Origin of the sequence: Xanthomonas sp. AM6, assembly GCF_025665335.1 — a bacterium.
Classification (GTDB): domain Bacteria; phylum Pseudomonadota; class Gammaproteobacteria; order Xanthomonadales; family Xanthomonadaceae; genus Xanthomonas_A.
On the sequence record NZ_CP106869.1, the window covers coordinates 811,584 to 832,212 of the forward strand.

The 20,629-nt window shown below is 70.7% G+C and carries 21 protein-coding genes; 17 read left to right on the forward strand and 4 right to left on the reverse strand.

Annotation, left to right across the window (positions count from 1 at the left end):
- The first annotated feature begins 70 nt into the window (after window positions 1-70).
- From mdoH to hemC, 4 genes are all read left to right on the forward strand, one after another.
- Window positions 71-2,002, forward strand: a complete 1,932-nt coding sequence (mdoH, locus tag OCJ37_RS03370) for a glucans biosynthesis glucosyltransferase MdoH (RefSeq protein WP_263112293.1) — start codon at window positions 71-73, stop codon at window positions 2,000-2,002.
- A 54-nt stretch (window positions 2,003-2,056) separates the two neighbouring features.
- The gene (locus tag OCJ37_RS03375; RefSeq protein WP_263112294.1) at window positions 2,057-2,722 is read left to right on the forward strand and encodes an alpha/beta hydrolase; all 666 of its coding nucleotides are present in this window, start codon (window positions 2,057-2,059) and stop codon (window positions 2,720-2,722) included.
- Window positions 2,723-2,849: 127 nt separating this feature from the next.
- Complete coding sequence (locus tag OCJ37_RS03380; protein ID WP_263113569.1) at window positions 2,850-3,581, forward strand: LytR/AlgR family response regulator transcription factor; 732 nt, start codon at window positions 2,850-2,852, stop codon at window positions 3,579-3,581.
- 91 nt (window positions 3,582-3,672) lie between these two features.
- Window positions 3,673-4,596 carry a hydroxymethylbilane synthase gene (gene hemC / locus OCJ37_RS03385; protein ID WP_263112295.1) on the forward strand — a complete coding sequence of 308 codons (924 nt, stop codon included), beginning with the start codon at window positions 3,673-3,675 and terminating at the stop codon, window positions 4,594-4,596.
- A gap of 227 nt (window positions 4,597-4,823) precedes the next feature.
- Here the strand turns inward: hemC and OCJ37_RS03390 are convergent, their stop codons facing one another.
- The gene (locus tag OCJ37_RS03390; protein ID WP_263112296.1) at window positions 4,824-5,609 is read right to left on the reverse strand and encodes a DUF481 domain-containing protein; all 786 of its coding nucleotides are present in this window, start codon (window positions 5,607-5,609) and stop codon (window positions 4,824-4,826) included.
- A gap of 196 nt (window positions 5,610-5,805) precedes the next feature.
- Here OCJ37_RS03390 and OCJ37_RS03395 point away from each other — a divergent pair, with 196 nt between their 5' ends.
- Window positions 5,806-6,777 carry a helix-turn-helix transcriptional regulator gene (locus tag OCJ37_RS03395; protein WP_263112297.1) on the forward strand — a complete coding sequence of 324 codons (972 nt, stop codon included), beginning with the start codon at window positions 5,806-5,808 and terminating at the stop codon, window positions 6,775-6,777.
- Window positions 6,778-6,935: 158 nt separating this feature from the next.
- Here OCJ37_RS03395 and OCJ37_RS03400 read toward each other — a convergent pair whose 3' ends face one another.
- Both OCJ37_RS03400 and OCJ37_RS03405 read right to left on the reverse strand, forming a co-directional pair.
- The gene (locus tag OCJ37_RS03400) at window positions 6,936-7,355 is read right to left on the reverse strand and encodes a winged helix-turn-helix transcriptional regulator (protein ID WP_317633209.1); all 420 of its coding nucleotides are present in this window, start codon (window positions 7,353-7,355) and stop codon (window positions 6,936-6,938) included.
- A gap of 97 nt (window positions 7,356-7,452) precedes the next feature.
- Window positions 7,453-8,034, reverse strand: a complete 582-nt coding sequence (locus OCJ37_RS03405) for a lipocalin family protein (RefSeq protein ID WP_263112299.1) — start codon at window positions 8,032-8,034, stop codon at window positions 7,453-7,455.
- A 132-nt stretch (window positions 8,035-8,166) separates the two neighbouring features.
- On the opposite strand from OCJ37_RS03405, the gene OCJ37_RS03410 reads away from it, so the two are divergent.
- From OCJ37_RS03410 to OCJ37_RS03420, 3 genes are all read left to right on the forward strand, one after another.
- Window positions 8,167-8,466 (forward strand): hypothetical protein, encoded by a 300-nt coding sequence (locus tag OCJ37_RS03410; RefSeq protein ID WP_263112300.1) that lies wholly within the window; start codon window positions 8,167-8,169, stop codon window positions 8,464-8,466.
- 65 nt (window positions 8,467-8,531) lie between these two features.
- Window positions 8,532-10,637, forward strand: a complete 2,106-nt coding sequence (locus tag OCJ37_RS03415) for a prolyl oligopeptidase family serine peptidase (RefSeq protein ID WP_263112301.1) — start codon at window positions 8,532-8,534, stop codon at window positions 10,635-10,637.
- 66 nt (window positions 10,638-10,703) lie between these two features.
- Entirely contained in the window at window positions 10,704-10,931 is a 228-nt protein-coding gene (locus tag OCJ37_RS03420) for a hypothetical protein (protein WP_263112302.1), read from the forward strand.
- 253 nt (window positions 10,932-11,184) lie between these two features.
- Here OCJ37_RS03420 and OCJ37_RS03425 read toward each other — a convergent pair whose 3' ends face one another.
- The gene (locus tag OCJ37_RS03425) at window positions 11,185-12,396 is read right to left on the reverse strand and encodes a pyridoxal phosphate-dependent aminotransferase (RefSeq protein ID WP_263112303.1); all 1,212 of its coding nucleotides are present in this window, start codon (window positions 12,394-12,396) and stop codon (window positions 11,185-11,187) included.
- 203 nt (window positions 12,397-12,599) lie between these two features.
- Between OCJ37_RS03425 and OCJ37_RS03430 the strand changes: the two genes are divergently transcribed.
- The 9 genes from OCJ37_RS03430 to hslU all read left to right on the forward strand — a co-directional run bounded on the left by OCJ37_RS03430 (window position 12,600) and on the right by hslU (window position 20,610).
- The gene (locus OCJ37_RS03430; protein ID WP_263113570.1) at window positions 12,600-14,687 is read left to right on the forward strand and encodes a S9 family peptidase; all 2,088 of its coding nucleotides are present in this window, start codon (window positions 12,600-12,602) and stop codon (window positions 14,685-14,687) included.
- 352 nt (window positions 14,688-15,039) lie between these two features.
- Window positions 15,040-15,420 (forward strand): YbaN family protein, encoded by a 381-nt coding sequence (locus OCJ37_RS03435; RefSeq protein WP_263112304.1) that lies wholly within the window; start codon window positions 15,040-15,042, stop codon window positions 15,418-15,420.
- A 56-nt stretch (window positions 15,421-15,476) separates the two neighbouring features.
- Window positions 15,477-15,728, forward strand: a complete 252-nt coding sequence (locus tag OCJ37_RS03440) for an LPS translocon maturation chaperone LptM (protein WP_263112305.1) — start codon at window positions 15,477-15,479, stop codon at window positions 15,726-15,728.
- A complete protein-coding gene (dapF, locus tag OCJ37_RS03445; protein ID WP_263112306.1) occupies window positions 15,721-16,575 on the forward strand; it encodes a diaminopimelate epimerase in 855 nt (284 codons plus the stop codon). Before OCJ37_RS03440 ends, dapF begins: the two co-directional genes overlap by 8 nt.
- The gene (locus tag OCJ37_RS03450; RefSeq protein ID WP_263112307.1) at window positions 16,572-17,243 is read left to right on the forward strand and encodes a DUF484 family protein; all 672 of its coding nucleotides are present in this window, start codon (window positions 16,572-16,574) and stop codon (window positions 17,241-17,243) included. Before dapF ends, OCJ37_RS03450 begins: the two co-directional genes overlap by 4 nt.
- A gap of 140 nt (window positions 17,244-17,383) precedes the next feature.
- The gene (gene xerC / locus OCJ37_RS03455) at window positions 17,384-18,214 is read left to right on the forward strand and encodes a tyrosine recombinase XerC (protein WP_263112308.1); all 831 of its coding nucleotides are present in this window, start codon (window positions 17,384-17,386) and stop codon (window positions 18,212-18,214) included.
- 93 nt (window positions 18,215-18,307) lie between these two features.
- Entirely contained in the window at window positions 18,308-18,559 is a 252-nt protein-coding gene (locus tag OCJ37_RS03460; RefSeq protein ID WP_263112309.1) for a DUF3079 domain-containing protein, read from the forward strand.
- Window positions 18,560-18,579: 20 nt separating this feature from the next.
- Window positions 18,580-19,131, forward strand: coding sequence for an ATP-dependent protease subunit HslV (hslV, locus tag OCJ37_RS03465; RefSeq protein WP_263112310.1), 552 nt, complete (start codon window positions 18,580-18,582; stop codon window positions 19,129-19,131).
- A 114-nt stretch (window positions 19,132-19,245) separates the two neighbouring features.
- Complete coding sequence (hslU, locus tag OCJ37_RS03470; protein WP_263112311.1) at window positions 19,246-20,610, forward strand: ATP-dependent protease ATPase subunit HslU; 1,365 nt, start codon at window positions 19,246-19,248, stop codon at window positions 20,608-20,610.
- The last annotated feature ends 19 nt before the right edge of the window (window positions 20,611-20,629 follow it).

Sequence of the window (20,629 nt, forward strand, 5' to 3'; positions counted from 1 at the left end):
ACAGGGTGCCGGCCGCGGCGCCAGGGTCCGGGCCGTGGCAGTGCGCTGCCCGACGAGGCCGGCGGATCGCATGAGCATGGTCGTTCCCCCACCGACCCTGCCCGATGCGGTTTCCCTCGATGCCGGCCACGCGGTGCTGCCGCCCGAGGCGCCCTTGCCGATGCCGGTGCAGAGCCTGCGCGAGGGCAAGCTGCGCAACAGGCGCCTGCCCAGCACGCCGGTCGGCATGTTCTGGCGGCGGCTGTACGTGTTCGGCACCACTGCGCTGATGACCGCCTACGCCAGCGTGCTGATCGCCAAGGTGTTGCTGATCGGCGGCGTCAGCGTGCTGGAAGCCTGCCTGATGGCGCTGTTCATCCCGCTGTTCGCGTGGATCGCGTTCTCGTTCGTCAGCGCGCTGGCCGGATTCGTGACCCTGGTGTTCGGCGCCGGGCGCAAGCTCGGCATCGATCCGGACGCGCCGCTGCCGAACGTGCGCAGCCGTACCGCCTTGCTGATGCCGACCTACAACGAGGATCCGCACCGGCTGATGGCCGGGCTGCAGGCGATCTACGAATCGGTCGAGGCCACCGGCCAGATCGAGCACTTCGATTTCTTCATCCTCAGCGACACCACGCGCGAGCAGGTCGGCGCCGAGGAAGAGCAGGTCTACGCCGACCTGGTCGCGCGCACCGGCGGCCAGGGCCGCATCTACTACCGGCGCCGCGCCGACAACGCCGAACGCAAGGCCGGCAACATCGCCGACTGGGTGCGCCGCTTCGGCGGCGCCTACCCGCAGATGCTGATCCTGGACGCCGACAGCCTGATGACCGGCGAGACCATCGTGCGCCTGGTCGCGGGGATGGAGAACAACCCCGACGTCGGCCTGATCCAGACCCTGCCGGAAGTGGTCAACGGCAACAGCCTGTTCGCGCGCATGCAGCAGTTCGGCGGCCGCGTCTACGGCCCGGTGATCGCCTACGGCGTGGCCTGGTGGCACGGCGCGGAGAGCAATTACTGGGGCCACAACGCGGTGATCCGCACCCAGGCCTTCGCCGAACAGGCCGGCCTGCCGGCGCTGCCCGGGCGCAAGCCGTTCGGCGGGCACGTGCTCAGCCACGATTTCGTCGAGGCCGCGCTGATGCGCCGCGGCGGCTGGGCCACGCACATGGTGCCGTACCTGCAGGGCAGCTACGAGGAAGGCCCGCCGACCCTGACCGACCTGCTGGTGCGCGACCGCCGCTGGTGCCAGGGCAACCTGCAGCATTCCAAGGTGGTCGCCGCGCGCGGCCTGCACTGGATCAGCCGCCTGCACATGATGATCGGCATCGGCCACTACTTCACCGCGCCGATGTGGGGCTTGCTGATGCTGATCGGCATCGCGATCCCGCTGCAGAGCGATGGCTTCGACCTGGTCGCCTCGGTGGTGTCCCCGTTCTCGCCGGCGCGCTACTGGCACCAGCAGGACTCCACCCGGGTGTTCTGGGTGTTCGCGGTGACCATGTTCGTGCTGCTGGCGCCGAAGGTGCTGGGCTACTTCGCGATGCTGCTCAAGCCGGAGGAGCGGCGCGGCTGCGGCGGCGCGCTGCGCGCGTTGCTGAGCATGCTGCTGGAGACCGTGCTGGCGGCGCTGATGGCGCCGGTGGTGATGTACGTGCAGTCGCGCGGCGTGGCCGAAGTGCTGGCCGGCAAGGATTCGGGCTGGGACGCGCAGCAGCGCGACGACGGCCGTCTGTCGTGGCTGGCGCTGGCGCGCAGCTACGGCGGGCTCAGCGCGTTCGGGCTGTTGATGGGCGCGATGGCTTACGTGGTGTCGCCGTCGCTGGCGATGTGGATGGCGCCGGTGGTGATCGGCATGGCGCTGGCGATCCCGGTGGTCGCGGTGAGTTCCTCGCGCGCGGCCGGCCTGTGGCTGCGCCAGTTGCGCATCCTGGCCATCCCCGAGGAGCGGCAGCCGCCGGCGGTGCTGCTGCGCGCGGGCGAACTGCGCCGCGCCGCGGCCGCGCGCCGCATCGCCAGCTGACCGGGCGGCCGGTGCGGCAGGCATAATGCGCCGCATCTCGATGGGGACGCGCGCATGCTGGACACCGTAGAACACGAAACCGCCGCCTCGCCGGCCTGGACCGTCCTGTGGCTGCACGGGCTCGGCGCCGACGGCAACGACTTCGCGCCGTTGGTGCCGGAACTGCTGCGGCCGGGCTGGCCGGCGCTGCGCTTCGTGTTCCCGCACGCGCCGGTACGCGCGGTGACGATCAACAACGGCGTGCGCATGCGTGCCTGGTACGACATCGTCAGCGCCGATTTCTCCAACCGCGCCGACAGCGCCGGTGTCGCCGCCTCGGTGGCCCAGGTCGAGGAACTGATCGCGCGCGAGCACGAACGCGGCGTGCCCGCCGAGCGCCTGCTGCTGGCCGGCTTCTCGCAGGGCGGCGCCATCACCCTGGCCACCGGCCTGCGCCGCGAACGGCCGCTGGCCGGCCTGATCGGCCTGTCCACCTACCTGCCGGACGTGGCCGACGTGGCCCGCTGGCATGCGCCGGCGGCGCTGTCGCAGCCGCTGTTCATGGCCCACGGCCAGGGCGACCCGGTGATCCCGCAGCCCTACGCCGAGCAGACCGCGCAGGCGCTGCAGGCGCTGGGCATGCCGGTGCAGTGGCGCCGCTATCCGATGGCGCACCAGGTCTGCGCCGAGGAGATCGACGATCTGCGCGACTGGATGAGCGCGCGCTTCGCCGCCGGCTGAGGCGCGGCCATGGCGCCGGGCGCGCGGGCCGGGGTCGAGGCGCCGCCGCCGCGGCGCGGATGACGGCCCGCCGGCAGCGGGGCTACTATGCGGCGAGACCGCGCTCCAGCCCACTGAGGTGACGTACGTGAAGGTGGTGATCGCCGACGACGAACCCTTGGCGCGCGAGCGCCTGCGCGCGCTGCTGGCCGAGCACGCCGGCATCGAGGTGGTGGCCGAGGCCGGCAACGGCCTGGAAGCGCTGCACGCCTGCGCCGAACTGCATCCGGACCTGGTGCTGCTGGACATCGCCATGCCCGGCGTCGACGGGCTGGAGACCGCGCGCCACCTGGCCAGCTTCGAGCCGCGCCCGGCGGTGGTGTTCTGCACCGCCTACGACGCGCACGCGCTGTCCGCGTTCGAGGCCGCGGCGATCGACTACCTGATGAAGCCGGTGCGCGCCGAACGGCTGGCGGCGGCGCTGGAGCGCGCCAGCACCTTCATGGCCGGGCGCCGCGGCAGCGTCGGCGCCGCGCCGTCGGAACGGCGCCGCACCCACCTGTGCGCGCGCCTGCGCGGCAGCCTGCGGCTGATCCCGGTCGACGACATCCACTACCTGCAGGCCGAGGAAAAGTACGTGGTGGTGCACCACGCGCGCGGCGAGGACCTGATCGAGGAATCGCTGAAGTCGCTGGAAGAGGAATTCGCCGAGCGCTTCGTGCGCATCCACCGCAATTGCCTGGTCGCGCGCCACGAGCTGGTCGAGCTGCGGCGCCTGGGCGAGGGCCAGGTGCACGCGGTGCTGCGCCATGGCAAGCAGCCGCTGGAGGTGAGCCGGCGTTGCGTGGCGCAGTTGCGGCAGGGGATCCGGCATCTTTGAGGAGCCGGGAGTGGGGATTGGGGAGTCGAAAGAGCAGGCCGTTCGGCCGAAAGCCGGGATGGGCGGCGGCGGTTTCCGCGATAATGGGCCGATGAAGATCCTGCGCATCGCTACCCGCAAGAGCCCGCTCGCCCTGTGGCAGAGCGAACACGTCGCCGCGTGCCTGCGCCAGGCGCATCCGCAGCTGGAGGTGGTGCTGGTGCCGATGAGCACCCGCGGCGACGAGGTGCTGGACCGCTCGCTGGCGGCGATCGGCGGCAAGGGCCTGTTCCTGAAGGAGCTGGAGCTGGCGATGCTGCGCGGCGAGGCCGATTGCGCGGTGCATTCGCTCAAGGACGTGCCGATGGAACTGGATCCGCCGTTCGTGCTGCCGGCGATCCTGGCGCGTGCCGACCCGGCCGATGCGCTGGTCTCCAACCTGTACGCGTCGCTGGACGCATTGCCGCTGGGCGCGCGCGTGGGCACCTCGTCGCTGCGCCGGCAGGCGCAGCTGCGCGCGCGGCGCCCGGACCTGCAGTTGCAGGACCTGCGCGGCAACATCAACACGCGCCTGGCCAAGCTCGACAACGGCGGCTACGACGCGATCGTGCTGGCCTGCGCCGGCCTGCAGCGGCTGGGCCTGGAGGCGCGCATCACCCAGCGCCTGCAGCCGCCGGACTGGCTGCCGGCGCCGGCGCAGGGCGCCATCGCGGTGGAATGCCGCGGCGACGCCGCGGCCGCGCTGGACCTGTTCGCCGCGCTCGACGATGCGCCCACCCGGACCTGCGTGGAAGCCGAGCGGGCGATGAACCGCGCGCTGCATGGCAGCTGCCATGTGCCGGTGGCCGCGTTCGCGCAATGGCGCGGCGAGGACCTGCTGCTGCAAGGCCTGGTCGGCGGGGCCGACGACGGGCGCCTGGTGCGCGCCGACGCGCAACGCCCGGCACGCGATCCGGAAGCGCTCGGCCAGGCCGTCGCCGAAGCCCTGCTCGGCGCCGGCGCCCGCGAATTGCTGGACGCCGCCGCCCCGGCCTGAGGGTCCCTCGACTCATGCACGCGCCGAATCGGAAGAAGGCCGTGGCCGCATCCGACGGCACCCGCTTCAGCAAACCTGTAGGAGCGACTTCAGTCGCGACAGGGCTCTACCGGTAAAGCCCGTCGCGACTGAAGTCGCTCCCACACTGCCGCGAACGCATCAGCCAAACGACTGCGCCCCAGCGCACGCCGCTGCCAATCCCGACTCCCCAATCCCCAATCCCGGCGTCACAGGAACTTGTAGACCACGTTCATCGTCGTCAGCGTATCGGTCTTCTTCTTGTCGTCGCTGACGTCGCTGTTGTGGCGCGCCTGCCAGCCGGCCTTCAGCGCCAGCCGCGAGTTCATGCTGACCGAGATGCCCAGGTCGTTCTGCGCGAAGGTGTTGTACGAGCCCGATTCGACCAGCAGGGTATTGGCCAGCTCGGTGTTGGCGGTCAGGCCGTACTTGAAGTCGAGCAGGCCGCGGCCGATCAGCCCGGTCTCGGTGCGGTCCTCTTCCACGTCGTGGGCGCGGCGCACGCCGGGGCCGATCTGCACGTCCAGGCTCTTGCGCTCGCCGTCCATGATCCGCGTGCCGTAGCCGATGCCGATCGTGGCCAGGCGGTCGTAGGTGGCGAAATCGTCGCGCTCGTAGCGCAGCGAGGCGGTCAGCTGGCGGTGTTCGCCCAGCTGCAGCGCGCTGCCGGCGCTGCCGGTGTAGCGGTTGGAGGTGGTCTGGCGCACGCGCTCGGTGCTGCCGTCGTCGTTGGTGTTGGTGTACTCGGCGCTGGCGCGCAGCGCGAACAGGTCGATGCTGTGGATCCAGTCGCCGTCCAGGTACTGGCCCTTGAGCCGGCCGTTGAAGCTCTCGTTGGAACTGTTGCCGCGCGAGGACGCGAAGCCCAGTTCGCCGGAGCCGCTCCACGGTGAGCTGCCGGGTGCCGGCGGGGAGGACGCATCGGCGGCCCAGGCCGAGGCGGTGCACAGCAGCAGCGAGGCGAGGGCGGTGACGAGGGTGGCGCGGCGGGGCATGGCTTCTTTCTCCAGGTGTGGGGACGCAGCCTTCGGCTAACGAAATGGAAACGATTTCATCATACCGGATCCACATGACGCTCCGGCCGCAGCGCGTCCCGTGCTTCATCGTCGGTTCGGGCGGGCCGCCACGGTCCGCGGGGCGCGCCCGGCCGTGTCGCGTTTTTCCGCCACGGACTCAGACATAATCGGCGCCATGGACCGCTACGAACGCATCAACGCACTGCACCGGCTGCTCAAGTCCGCCCGCTACCCGGTGACGGTGGCGCGGCTGCAGGACGAACTGGGCTGCTCCCGCGCCACCGTGTACCGCGACCTGGCCTTCCTGCGCGATGCGCTGATGGCCCCGGTCGAGGGCGACGGCGAGGCCGGGTTCCGCTACGAGTCCGGGGAGAGCGACCGCTTCGAACTGCCGGGGCTGTGGCTCAGCTCCGAGGAGCTGCACGCGCTGCTGGCCTCGCAGCAGCTGCTGGCGCGCACCGGCGGCGGGGTGCTGTCCTCGGTGCTGGCGCCGCTGCAGCAGCGCATCGAGAGCCTGCTGGCGGCGCAGGCCGGGGCCACCCACTGGCCGGTGGAGCGGGTGCGGGTGATCCCGCACCGCGGCCGCAAGCTCGACGAGGCCAGCTTCCGCACCGTGGCCTCGGCGGTGCTGGAGCGCAAGCGGCTGTCGTTCGACTACCGCGCCCGCTCCACCGACGAATCGACCAAGCGCACGGTGTCGCCGCAGCGCATCACCCACTACCGCGACAACTGGTACCTGGACGCCTGGGACCACGGCCGCGACGCGGTGCGCAGCTTCGCGGTGGACCGCATCAACCACGCGCGGCTGCTCGACCAGCCGGCGCAGGACGTGGCCGACGAGGAACTGGATTCGCAGCTGGCGGCCAGCTACGGGATCTTCTCCGGCGCGCCCAAGGGCTGGGCGACGATCGTATTCAGCCCCAAGGCCGCGCGCTGGGTCGCCGACGAGCACTGGCATTCCAAGCAGCAGGGGCGCTTCCTGGCCGACGGCCGCTACGAACTGAAGGTGCCGTACAGCGTCTCGCGCGAGTTGCTGATGGACGTGCTGCACTACGGCTCGGATGCGGAAATCGTCGAGCCGCGCTCGCTGCGCGAGCAGGCCAAGGCGCTGCTGTCGCTGGCGCTGAGCAACTACAGCGACGACTGACGCGTTCGCTGCGCGCAAGGCGAGTGCGCCGGTGTTGGCGCTGCGCGGTCTCCCCCACTTCCGTGCGTCGTCTGTCGCGTGCAGGGGCGGCGCTGCCCTTTCCGGGGATCAGCGGAGGCAGGCGCGCCGATGGCGCCTGTCGCGGCTGAAAGCCGCTCCTACAGCGCATCCAGCGGCGCGCCGCCGCCGCGACTCAGGATGGTGCCGATGTTGGTCTCGATCCAGTCCACCAGCGCGTGCACGTGCGCCGCCGCCTCCGCGCCCAGCGGGGTCAGCGCGTATTCCACGCGCGGCGGCACCACCGGGTAGGCGGTGCGTTGCACGAATCCGTCCGCTTCCAGCGCCTGCAGGGTCTGCGCCAGCATCTTCTCGCTGACCCCCTCCAGGCTGCGGCGCAGGTCGCCGAAGCGATGCGTGCCCTTGCGCAGCGCCACCAGCACCAGCACGCCCCAGCGGCTGGTCACATGGCTGAGCACGGCGCGCGAGGGGCAATGCTGCGCGAACACCTGGCCGCGCGTGGCGTCCGCGGGCGCGGCGCGCGCGGCGTCGCAAGGAATGTCGGAAAGAACGCTGGCCAAGCGCTGCACCTGTCTGGGGGAGAGACGGCCCGATCATACGTGGGCCGGCCGGCGCTTCGCTGAGCGGCAGGTGATCGGCGCCGCGCCGAGGATGGGCTCAGGGCTCGCTGGGCACTTCGAAGCCGAGCTTGCCGACCTGGTCGCGGCGCTGCGGCACGCGCTTGAGCTTGTCGACGTTGATCCCGTAGTCGCGGTCCAGCTTGCCGATCAGTTCACGGTACTGCTTGTGGTCCATGTCCGGCTGGCGCGCGAACACCCAGGCCAGGTCGCGGCCGGGATAGTCGATCAGCGCCCAGGAATAGTCCGGCGCCACCTCGAGGATGCGGTACTTGGTCGGCACCACGGCGAACAGCCAGGTGGTCCAGCGGCGGTTGCCGCTGTCCTCCTTGACCGAGGCGCGCGAGGTGACCTCCTTGACCGGCGCGTCGAAGCCCTCGCGGTAGCGGTGGCGCACGCCGATCTTGCCGTCTTCCTTGAGCGTGTACTCGTCGCTGCTGGCGACGTGGCCGCGTTCGGCGAAGTAGGGCACGTGCGCGATCACGTACCAGCGGCCCATGAAGCGCTGCAGGTCGATCGGCGGCTGCGCGGCTTCGCGCTCCGGGGATTTCGCCCGCGCCGCCGGCAGGGGGACGGCCATGCCGAGCAGCAGCACGGAGGCGAACAGGGAGAGCAGGCGCATAAGACGGGAATCCGGAGACTTGAAGGGACACGCTAGTGAGTATCGGGCGAAAGCGATGTCAATAGTGGGTCGCAGCCGTTGAGATGGGCCCGCGGCACGCTGCGCGCCTCATCACCGTCCGGAGTCGCCGCCATGCCGATCGCCCCTTCGTCCCGTCCCGCCCACGTGCCGCATCCCGGCCTGCGCCGCCTGGTGCTGCAGGCGCTGCTCGCCGGGCTGGCCCTGGTCCTGGTGTGGCCGGCCGCGCGCGGCTCCGGCGAATGGCTAGGCTGGCGGCCGCTGTGGCTGCTGGGCATGCCGCTGAGCGCGTGGTGGGCGCTGCACCGCTTCCCGCTGCCGCTGCGGCCGCTGCGCCGGGTTCTGGCGCGGCTGCGGCCGCGGGTCCAGGCGCGCCGGCGCGCGCCGGCATGGCGGGTCAGCCGCGCGGCCTGACCTTCGGCAGGGGAGGGCCGCGACCCTGCATGCTACGGTTCGGGACTGTTCTCCTGGACCTGCCCATGCCCTCTCTTGCCCATGCCTGCCTGCTCGCCGGACTGATCGCCTCCGGTACCGCCGCAGCGAAGGAAACCGCGATGCCCCAAGATCCCCATGCCTGGCTGGAAGACGTCACCGGCGCCAAGCCGCTGGACTGGGTCAAGGCGCAGAACGCCAAGACCGAGGCGCGGCTGACCGCGCAGCCGGGCTTCCAGGCGCGCGAGGCCGGCATCCGCGAAGTGCTGGATTCGGACGCGAAGATCCCGGCGGTGCAGAAGATCGGCCCGTACTACTACAACCTGTGGAAGGACCGCGAGCACGAGCGCGGCCTGTGGCGGCGCACCACCCTGGAGGAATACCGCAAGCCCGAGCCGAAGTGGGAAACGGTGCTGGACCTGGACGCGCTGAACAAGGCCGAGGGCGAGAACTGGGTGTGGCACGGCGCCGACTGCCTGCGCCCGGACTACCGCCGCTGCCTGATCGCGCTGTCGCGCGGCGGCGCCGACGCCGACGTCACCCGCGAGTTCGACCTGGGCAGCAAGCAGTGGGTCAAGGACGGCTTCTTCCGCCCCGAGGCCAAGGGCGGGCTGGGCTGGATCGATGCCGATACCGTGTACCTCTACACCGATTTCGGCGCCGGCTCGCTGACCAGCTCCGGCTATCCGCGGGTGGTCAAGCAGTGGAAGCGCGGCACCCCGCTGCAGAGCGCGACGCTGGTCTACGAGGGCAAGCCGGAGGACATGTACATCGCCGCGATGCACGACGACACGCCCGGCTACGAGCGCGATTTCGTCAGCCGCACGCTGGCCTTCTACAACGACGAGCTGTACCTGCGGGGCGCCGACGGCCGCCTGGCCAAGATCGACGTGCCCAACTCGGCCAACAAGCGCGTGCACCGGCAGTGGCTGACCCTGGAACTGCGCGAGGCGTGGACCGTGGGCGGCACCACCTATCCGGCCGGCGCCTTGCTGGTGGCCAAGTTCGACGACTTCATGGCCGGCAAGCGCGCGTTCCGGGTGGTGTTCGCCCCGACCGAGACGACGTCGCTGGCCTCGTTCGCGTGGACCAAGTCGCACCTGGTGCTGAACGTGCTCGACAACGTCAAGAGCCGGCTGTGGGTGCTGACCCCGGGCGAAGGCGAGTGGGCGCGCGCGCCGTTCCCGGTCGGCGACCTGGCCTTCGGCAGCACCAGCGTGGAGGCGGTCGACGCCGACGAGAACGACCAGGTGTGGCTGACCTCCACCGATTTCCTGACCCCGACCACGCTGATGCTGGCCGACGTGCAGCGCGGCCCGCAGAGCATCGAGACGCTGAAGGCGATGCCGAGCTTCTTCGATGCGTCCAAGGATGAGATCGAGCAGCACTTCGCCGTGTCCAAGGACGGCACCAAGGTGCCGTACTTCCTGGTCCGGCCCAAGCAGCTCAAGCTGGACGGCAGCAATCCGACCCTGCTGTACGCCTACGGCGGCTTCGAGATCTCGATGACGCCGTTCTACTCCGGCGGCCTGGGCCGCGCCTGGCTCGACCAGGGTGGCGTGTACGCGCTGGCCAACATCCGCGGCGGCGGCGAGTACGGCCCGCGCTGGCACCAGGCGGCGCTGAAGCAGAACCGGCACAAGGCCTACGAGGACATGGCGGCGGTGGCGCAGGACCTGGCCGCGCGCAAGATCACCTCGGCCAAGCACCTGGGCGTGCAGGGCGGCAGCAACGGCGGGCTGATGGCCGGCAACATGCTGGTGCAGTACCCGCAGCTGTTCGGCGCGGTGGTGGTGCAGGTGCCGCTGCTGGACATGAAGCGCTACAGCCACCTGCTGGCCGGCGCGTCGTGGATGGCCGAGTACGGCAATCCGGACACCGACGACTGGACCTACATCCAGACCTTCTCCCCGTACCACCTGTTCGACCCGAAGAAGACCTACCCGCCGGTGATCTTCCTGACCTCCACCCGCGACGACCGGGTGCACCCGGGCCATGCGCGCAAGATGGCGGCGAAGATGATCGAGGCCGGCAAGGACGTGACCTACTACGAGAACATCGAAGGCGGCCACGGCGGCGCGGCCAACAATGCGCAGGCCGCGCACATGCAGGCGCTGGCGTACGGGTTCCTGTGGGAGCGGCTGGCCAAGTGACCGCTGCGGTCCGCTTCCGGGCACGGAAGCGGACCTTCGCCCGTTCGTCGCTACGAAGAGAAAACGATGCTGCTGCGCCTGGCGCTGGCGGCCAGCCACCGCACGGTGGAACGTGCGCGCTATGCGTTGCGACGGTCCGGCGCTCAGCGCGCGTTTCGCCGCGGTAAAGCCCGCCCCGGCGTGGCCGGCGCAACTGGCATCGCGCCTGCCGTCGGCGCGCAGCGGTCGCGCATCCTGGTTCCTGCCGGCCGATGGCGGCAGCGGCGGACGCCAGAGGCTGGCCTCGAGCACTGACCCGACCGCGTCGGGTTGGCCGGCGCCGGATCCTAACGGTGGCGCGCGTTCGCTCGGCGATGCCGGTACATCGGCACCGATGCCGACTACACCTTGCTGGCGCGAGGGCCGCGGCGCGGCGGCGATGCTCCCGCGCACTTTCCGCTGCCGGAGCTGCGCGAACTGCTCTGGTACTGTACCCCGCCGCATCGGCGCGAGGCCAGCGCGCGGCAGTTCCTCGACCAGGTGGGATGCGGCGACCGAGCGGCTGGCCTCAGAGCGACCAGCGCTCCAGCCCACGGGCAATGCGCGCCACCGCTTCCTGCAGCCGCGGCAGGCTCTGCGTGTAGGCGATGCGCACGTGCTGGCGCGCGCGGTGCTGGCCGAAGTCCACGCCCGGGGTGAACGCCACGTGCTCGGTCTCCAGGAAATGCGCGCAGAACGCCTGCGCGTCGTCGGTGAACGCGCTGACGTCGGCGTACAGGTAGAACGCGCCCTGCGGCTCGACTTCGATGCGCAGGCCGAGCGCGCGCAGCGCCGGCAGCAGGTAGTCGCGGCGTTGCGCGAACTCGGCGCGCCGCGCTTCCAGGATCTGCAGGGTGTCCGGCCGGAAGCAGGCCAGCGCCGCATGCTGGGCGATGCTCGAGGCGCTGATGTACAGGTTCTGCGCCAGCTTCTCCAGCGACGGCACGGCCGCGCGCGGCGCCACCAGCCAGCCCAGGCGCCAGCCGGTCATGCCGAAGTACTTGGAGAAGCTGTTGAGCACGTAGGCCTCGTCGTCGACCTCGAGCACGCTGGGCGCGTCGATGCCGTAGCTCAGGCCGTGGTAGATCTCGTCGACCACCAGGTGGCCGCCGCGCGCGCGCAGCGCCTGCGCCAGCGCGGCCAGTTCGGCGCGGTCCAGCAGGGTGCCGGTCGGGTTGGCCGGCGAGGCGACCAGCGCGCCGACGCTGTCGGCGTTCCAGTGCGCGTCCAGCAGCGCCGGGGTCAGCTGGTAGCGGCTGTCCGGGCCGACCGGCACCAGCTGCGCGGCGCCTTCGACCAGGCGCAGGAAATGCCGGTTGCACGGATAGCCGGGGTCGGCCATCAGCCAGCGCTTGCCCGGATCGACCAGCAGCGCGCTGGCCAGCAGCAGCGCACCGGACCCGCCGGGGGTGATCAGGATCCGCGCCGGATCCAGGTCCACGCCGTGGCGTTGCCGGTAGAACGCCGCCAGCGCCTCGCGCAGCGCCGGCAGCCCGCGCGCGGCGGTGTAGCGGGTATGCCCGGCGGCCAACGCGGCCTGGCCCGCGGCGACGATCGGCGCGGCGGTGCCGAAGTCCGGTTCGCCGATCTCCAGGTGGATCACGTCGTGGCCGGCGTGTTCCAGTTCGTTGGCGCGGGCCAGCAGCGCCATCACGTGGAACGGTTCGATGTCGCGGCTGCGTTGGCTGTAGGCGGGCGCCGCGCGCGCCGCGGTCGGGGTGTCGGTCGGGGAGGAAGCCATGGCCCGATGATAGAGGAGCGCGGCGCACAAAGTCGTTGCGCGCGCTTGCCAGGATGCGGCGTTGCGCGGAGACTCGGCCGGCACCGTGCGGCGCCGCCGCACTGCCGCCTCCCGGCCCGGGCGGCGCGTCCCCAGTTGCGTTGCCGCCGCCGGAGCCCCATTAGATGCATCCCCGTCCCTTGCTAGCGAGCTTCTTCCTGCTCATGACCGCGCCCTTCGCTTCCGCCCTCGCCACCGATGCCACGCCGCCGCACCCGGCCAAGCAGCCGCATACGGTCAAGGCGCCGTTCGGCGCCACCCGCCAGGACGACTACTACTGGCTGCGCGACGACAAGCGCGAAAACCCGCAGATGCTGGCCTATCTCAACGCCGAGAACGCCTACGCCGACCAGTTGCTGAAGCCGCTCAAGCCGCTGGAGGACACGCTGTACAAGGAGATCGTCGGCCGCATCAAGCAGGACGACAGCAGCGTGCCATACCGCGAGCGCGGCTACTGGTACTACACGCGCTACGAGAGCGGCAAGGACTACCCGGTGCATGCGCGGCGCAAGGGCAGCATGGAGGCGCCGGAGGAAATCCTGCTCGACGTCAACGCGATGGCCGCGGGCAAGGGCTATTTCAGCGTCGGCGACGCGGTGGTCAGCCAGGACAACCGCCTCCTGGCCTGGACCGAGGACGACGTCGGCCGCCGCCAGTACGTGGTGCGCTTCAAGAACCTGGACACCGGCGAGGTCTACGCCGACCGCGTGCCCGGGGTGTCGCCGGACCTGGTCTGGGCCGACGACAACAAGACCCTGTTCTACGTCGAGAACGACCCGGAAACGCTGCTCACCGTGCGCGTCAGGAAGCACGTGCTGGGCACGCCGGCCGCGCAGGACGCGCTGGTCTACGAGGAGAAGGACGACAGCTTCTACATGGGCCTGGGCCGCACCCGCGACGACAAGTACATCCTCATCGGCGTGGAGAGCACCGTGTCCTCCGAGCAGCGCTACGCGCCGGCCGCCGACCCGCAGCATTTCACCGTGCTGGCGCCGCGCGAGCGCGACGTCGAATACAGCGCCGACCATTTCGACGGGCGCTGGGTGATCCGCACCAACTGGAAGGCCAAGAACTACGCGCTGATGACCGCGCCCGACGGCGCCACCAAGCGCGCGCAATGGCAGGCCTGGCTGCCCTACGACGAGAAGGTGTTCATCGACAGTTTCGAGCTGTTCGACGGCTTCACCGCGATCGCCGAGCGCTCCAACGGCCTGGAGCGGATCCGCCTGCACTTCGCCGACGGCAAGGAAGACTACGTCCAGGCCGACGAGCCGGCGTACTCGATGGGGCTGTCGGTCAATCCCGAACCGGACACGCCGTGGCTGCGCTACGGCTACACCTCGCTGACCACCCCGGCCACCACCTACGAACTCAACACCCGCACCGGCGAGCGCAGGCTGCTCAAGCAGCAGCCGGTGATCGGCTACGACGCGAGCAAGTACCAGACCGAGCGCGTGTGGGTGACCGCGCGCGACGGGGTCAAGGTGCCGGTGTCGCTGGTGTACAGGAAGGGCTTCAAGAAGGACGGCAGCGCGGCGCTGTACCAGTACGCCTACGGCAGCTACGGCATGTCCACCGATCCCAACTTCAACCTGCCGGTGGTCAGCCTGCTCGACCGCGGCGTGGTCTACGCCATCGCGCACATCCGCGGCGGCCAGGAGATGGGCCGCGACTGGTACGACCAGGGCAAGCTGCTCAACAAGAAGAACACCTTCACCGACTTCATCGACGTGACCCGCGGCCTGGTCAAGCTGGGCTATGCGGCGCCGGACCGCGTCGCCGCGGCCGGCGGCAGCGCCGGCGGCCTGCTGATGGGCGCGATCGCGAACATGGCGCCGCAGGATTACCGGGTGCTGGTGGCGCAGGTGCCGTTCGTCGACGTGGTCACCACCATGCTCGACCCGAGCATCCCGCTGACCACCAACGAGTACGACGAGTGGGGCAACCCGGAGAAGAAGACGTACTACGACTACATGCTCGCCTATTCGCCGTACGACAACGTCGCGCGCCAGGCGTACCCGGCGCTGTTCGTCGGCACCGGCCTGTGGGATTCGCAGGTGCAGTACTGGGAGCCGGCGAAGTGGGTGGCCAAGCTGCGCGAAGCCAACACCGGCACCGCGCCGATCGTGTTCCGGGTCAACATGGAAGCCGGCCACGGCGGCAAGTCCGGGCGGTTCCGCCGCTACCGCGAGCAGGCCGAATCGTACGCGTTCATGCTGGACCAGCTGGGCGTGGCGCACGCGGCGAAGTAGCGCGGGCTGCCCGGCATCCTGTCGCGGCTGAAGCCGCTGCTGCAGAACCCGGCGGCGCGCCGGCCGGTCGCACTGTAGGAGCGGCTTCAGCCGCGACCGACCGGTTCCGGAGCCTGCCAGGTTTCCGGCTTCGCTCGTCGCGGCTGAAGCCGCTCCTACAGTCGCATGCGCTCGGCTGGCTGGGTGCACTGTGGGAGGGACTTCAGTCCCGACTGCAGGACGGTGCGGCAGCCGCGCCGTGTCGCGCGTCGCGACCGATGGCCCGGGGCCGTGCGGGCGCCTCCACGGGAGCGAAGGCGCCCAGCGGCACAGGGGCCGCATCGGCATCCGGCCGCGGCTTTATCATGCGCCGATGGAACCCCCTTCCCGTTTCCGCTGGGCATGGTGGCTGCTGGCCTATGTCAGCCTGGCGACGGGCATCGTCGGCATCTTCGTGCCGGGGTTGCCGACCACGGTGTTCGTGCTGATCTCGGCCTACGCCGCTTCGCGCGGCTCCGAGCGGCTGCGCCGGCGGCTGCTGGAGGATCCGCGCTTCGGCCCCAGCATCCGCGACTGGGAGACGCACGGCGCGGTCAGCCGCCGCGGCAAGTGGATGGCGACGCTGACCATGGCGGCGTGCGCGCTGGTGCTGCTGCTGTTCGTGCACAAGCCGTGGGTGCAGGCGCTGGCGATCGGCTGCATGAGCTGCGTGGCGCTGTGGCTGTGGCTGCGCCCGGAGCCGCCGCGCGATTGACGCCGCCAGCCGCACCCGGCACAGCCGATTCATGCCCTTCTGGCTATACTCGGCGCATGAGCACATCGTTCCGTCATCCGATCCGTATCGCCCTGTTCGGTGCCGCCTTGCTGGCGCTGTCCGGGTGCGGCAACAAGGGCCCGCTGGTGATGCCGCAGAAGCCGGTCCCGGTGGAAGCCGCGCCGGCCACGCCGTCCGACGCCACGCCGCCGGCCACCACCGACCCCGCCGGCCAGGCGCAGCCGGTCGATGGCCAGCAGCAGCCGGTCGACGACACCACCACCACGCCCACCGATGGGAATGAGTGAGGCCAACGCCGCGGCGCGCCTGCGCTTTTCCAAGATGCAGGGCGCGGGCAACGATTTCGTGGTGCTCGACCTGCGCGACGGCACCCCGGCGCCGGACGCCGCGCTGGCGATGCGCATGGCCGACCGGCATTTCGGCATCGGCTGCGACCAACTGCTGACCATCGAGGCGCCGCGCAGCGCCGAGGCGGTGGCCAGCTACCGCATCTGGAACACCGACGGCAGCCTGGCCGGGCAGTGCGGCAACGGCGCGCGCTGCGTCGCCGCCTGGCTGGTGCGCGACGGCGCCGCCGGCAGCGACCCGTTCGTCATCGACAGCCCGTTCGCCTCGCACCGCATCGAGCGCGGCGCCGATGGCCAGTTCGCGGTGGCGATGGGCGTGCCGCGCTTCGCCCCGGAGGACGTGCCGCTGATCGGCTTCCCGCGCGCGCGCGAGGAATACGTGCTGCCGCTGCAGGGCGGCAGCGTGCGCTTCGGCGCGGTGTCGATGGGCAATCCGCATGCGGTGCTGGAAGTGGGTTTGGTGGACGCGGCGCCGGTCGAGCGGCTGGGGCCGTTGCTGCAGCAGCACGCGTCGTTTCCCGATTCGGTCAACGTCGGCTTCGCCCAGGTGATCGACCGCGGCCACGTGCGCCTGCGCGTGTACGAGCGCGGCGTCGGCGAGACCCTGGCCTGCGGCAGCGGCGCCTGCGCGGCCGCGGCGGTGCTGATCCAGCGCGGCCGCGTGGAGCGCGACGTGCGCGTGGTGCTGCCCGGCGGCGAGCTGCGCATCCGCTGGCCGCACGACGACGCGCCGGTGGTGATGTCCGGGCCGGCCGCGTTCGTTTTCGATGGGGAGTGGATCCGATGAGCGACACCCAGGACAAGATCGGCGCGCACGAGATCGCCGCATGGCTGCGCCGCCACCCGGCGTTCCTGAAGCAGTTCCCCGACCTGGCGCTGACCCTGGTGGTGCCGCGCGACGACGGCCCGACCGCATCGCTGGCCAGCTACCAGCTGGAAGTGCTGCGCGACAAGAACCGCGAACTGGCGCGGCGCCTGTCCGAGCTGGCCGGCAACGCCCAGGTCAACGAGCGCCTGGCGGTGCGCACCCACCAGCTGACCCTGGCGCTGATGCGCCAGACCAGCGCCGCCGACAGCGTGCGCGCGATGGCCGCCTCGCTGCAGGAGGATTTCCAGGGCGACCTGGTCAGCATCGTGCTGCTGCGGCCGCTGCCCGGGCTGGAGCAGGCGCCGTGGCTGCAGATCCTGGCCCAGGACGATCCGCGGCTGGCGCCGTTCCGCGACTGCCTGCAGGACGGCGAGCCGATCTGCGGCCGCCTGCAGCCGGAAAAGCAGGCGCTGCTGTACGCCGAACGCATCGAGGAAGTGCAGTCCACCGCGCTGCTGCCGCTGCCGGGCGTGGGCCTGCTCGCGGTCGGCAGCCGCGATCCGAACCGCTTCTATCCCGGCATGGGCACCTTGTTCCTGCGCATGATGGGCGAGTCGCTGACGGTGGCGTTGCAGCGCTTCGCATGAACGCCGGGACGCAGGACGCGGGACGCGGGGCGCGAAAAGCGCGATCGGGCGCGCCGGCCGGTGCTGCCGCCGTTGAAGCCGCGTCCCGCGTCCCGGATCCCGCGTCCCGCTTCCTCGCCTACCTGCAGGTCGAGCGGCGCATGTCCGCGCACACGCTGGACGCGTACCGCCGCGACCTGGCCGCGCTGGCGGCCTGGGCGGCGGACAATGCCGGCGGCGACATCGCCGCGCTCGGCGCCGAGCAGCTGCGCCATTTCATCGCCGCCGAACACCGCCGCGGGCTGTCGCCGAAGAGCCTGCAGCGGCGCTTGTCGGCCTGCCGCAGTTTCTACGCATGGCTGCTCAAGCACGGTGCCATCGCCGCCAGCCCGGCCGCCGCGCTGCGCGCGCCGAAGGCGCCGCGCAAGCTGCCGCAGGTGCTGGACGCGGACGAGGCGGTGCGCCTGGTCGAAGTGCCGACCGACGTGCCGCTGGGCCTGCGCGACCGCGCGCTGCTGGAACTGTTCTATTCCTCCGGGCTGCGCCTGAGCGAGCTGTGCGCGCTGCGCTGGCGCGACCTGGATTTCGCCAGCGGCCTGGTCCGCGTGCTCGGCAAGGGCAACAAGCAGCGGCTGGTGCCGGTCGGCTCGCACGCGCGCAAGGCGCTGCTGGAATGGCAGGCGGAGACCAGGGCGGCGGCCGAGGCGCCGGTGTTTCCGGGCCGTGGCGGCGCGCCGATCGGCGCGCGCGCGGTGCAGATCCGGATCAAGCAGCTGGCCGGGCGCCAGGGCCTGTTCAAGCACGTGCACCCGCACATGCTGCGGCACAGTTTCGCCAGCCACATCCTCGAATCCTCCGGCGACCTGCGCGGCGTGCAGGAACTGCTCGGCCACGCCGACATCGCCACCACGCAGATCTACACCCATCTGGATTTCCAGCACCTGGCCAAGGTCTACGACGCCGCGCATCCGCGCGCCAAGCGCAAGTCCTGACGGCGGAATCCTGCCCGCGCTTGTTCTCGATCAAGGCGCGCCGCGCCGCCGCTGCGGACACTGCCCGCTCCAGTGCAGCGACTAGGCGTCCCGATGGCCAAACCCTTTCCATTGAAACCCGCGCATCCCGAGCGGATCTGCTGGGGCTGCGACCGCTATTGCGCTGCGCAGGATCTGGCCTGCGGCAACGGCTCCGGGCGCGTCATGCACCCGCTCGAGATGCAAGGCGAGGACTGGTACCTGCTGTGGGGCGTCGCGCCCGAGCCCGGGCACCCGGGCCGCGCCAAGATCGGCGACGATCGAAAGCCGACGCTTGAACCGGCCGCGGCCTGCCCCCACACCTGAAGAACCGCTCAGGAGGCCGCATGGACCCCAGTCAGAACCCCAACGTTTTCCACGCCACCACGATCCTGTCGGTGCGCCGCAATGGCCGCGTCGCCGTGGCCGGCGATGGCCAGGTGACGCTGGGCCATACCGTGATGAAAGGCAACGCGCGCAAGGTGCGCCGGCTCGGCCGCGACGGCCAGGTGCTGGCCGGTTTCGCCGGCGCCGCCGCCGATGCCTTCACCCTGTTCGAACTGTTCGAGGCCAAGCTCGACAAGCACGGCCAGCTGACCCGCGCGGCGGTGGAACTGGCCAAGGATTGGCGCACCGAGCGCCGCCTGGGCAAGCTCGAGGCGCTGCTGGCGGTGGCCGACAAGGAAACCTCGCTGATCATCAGCGGCACCGGCGACGTGATCGAGCCGGAGGACGGCATCATCGCCATCGGCTCGGGCGGTTCCTACGCGCTGTCGGCGGCGCGCGCGCTGCTCGGCCACACCGACCTCGACGCCAAGACCATCGCGGTCGAAGCGCTGAACATCGCCGGCGACATCTGCATCTATACCAATCGCAACGTGGTGGTCGAAGAGCTGTGAATCGGGAATGGGGAATGGGGAATCGCAACCGCGGTTCCTGTCTCCGTTGCCGATGACGCCTGCTCTTCCCACTCCCGATTCTCCATACCCGATTCCCTCTTCGATTTCCCGACCATGACTGATACCCATAGCACCATGACCCCGCGCGAGATCGTGCAGGAACTGGACCGCCACATCGTCGGCCAGCACGACGCCAAGCGCGCGGTGGCGATCGCGCTGCGCAACCGCTGGCGGCGCATGCAGCTGCCCGATGCGCTGCGCAACGAAGTGATGCCCAAGAACATCCTGATGATCGGTCCCACCGGCGTCGGCAAGACCGAGATCGCGCGGCGCCTGGCGACGCTGGCCAATGCGCCGTTCGTCAAGGTCGAGGCCACGCGTTTCACCGAGGTCGGCTACGTCGGCAAGGACGTGGAGCAGATCGTGCGCGACCTGGCCGACACCGCGGTCAAGCTGTACCGCGAGCAGGCCAAGACCCGCGTGCGCACCCAGGCCGAGGACCGCGCCGAGGACCGCATCCTCGACGCGCTGCTGCCGCGGCGCAGCGCCGGCATCGGCTTCGATCCGGAGGCCGCGCGCAACGAGCCCTCGGCGCAGGACAACGACACCCGCAGCAAGTTCCGGCGCATGCTGCGCGCCGGCGAGCTGGACGAGCGCGAGATCGAACTGGACGTGGCGGTCAACGTCAGCATGGACATCATGACCCCGCCGGGCATGGAGGAAATGGGCCAGCAGCTGCGGCAGATGTTCTCCAACCTGGGCGGCGCCAAGTCGCAGTCGCGCAAGCTGACGATCAAGGCGGCGCGGCCGCTGCTGATCGAGGAAGAGGCCGGCAAGCTGGTCAACGAGGAAGACGTGCGCGCCGCGGCGATCGAGGCCTGCGAACAGCACGGCATCGTGTTCATCGACGAGATCGACAAAGTCGCCAAGCGCGGCGAGGCGGGATCGTCCGGCGGCGACGTGTCGCGCGAAGGCGTGCAGCGCGACCTGCTGCCGCTGGTCGAAGGCTCCAACGTCAGCACCAAGTACGGCACGGTCAAGACCGACCACATCCTGTTCATCGCCTCCGGCGCGTTCCACCTGGCCAAGCCCAGCGACCTGATCCCCGAGCTGCAGGGCCGCTTCCCGATCCGGGTGGAGCTGTCGGCGCTGTCCAAGGAGGACTTCATCCGCATCCTCACCGAGCCGAAGGCGGCGCTGACCAAGCAGTACGAAGCGCTGCTGCTGACCGAAGGGGTGACCCTGCGCTTCACCGACGATGCGATCGACCGCCTCGCCGAGATCGCGTTCCTGGTCAACGAGCGCCAGGAGAACATCGGCGCGCGGCGCCTGCACACCGTGCTCGAGCGCCTGCTCGACACGCTGAGCTACGAGGCCCCGGACCGCGACGGGCAGAGCGTCACCGTCGATGCGGCATACGTCGATGCGCACCTGGGCGAGCTGGTGCAGGATCCGGATCTGAGCCGCTACATCCTGTAGCAGCGCGCGTGCCGGTACG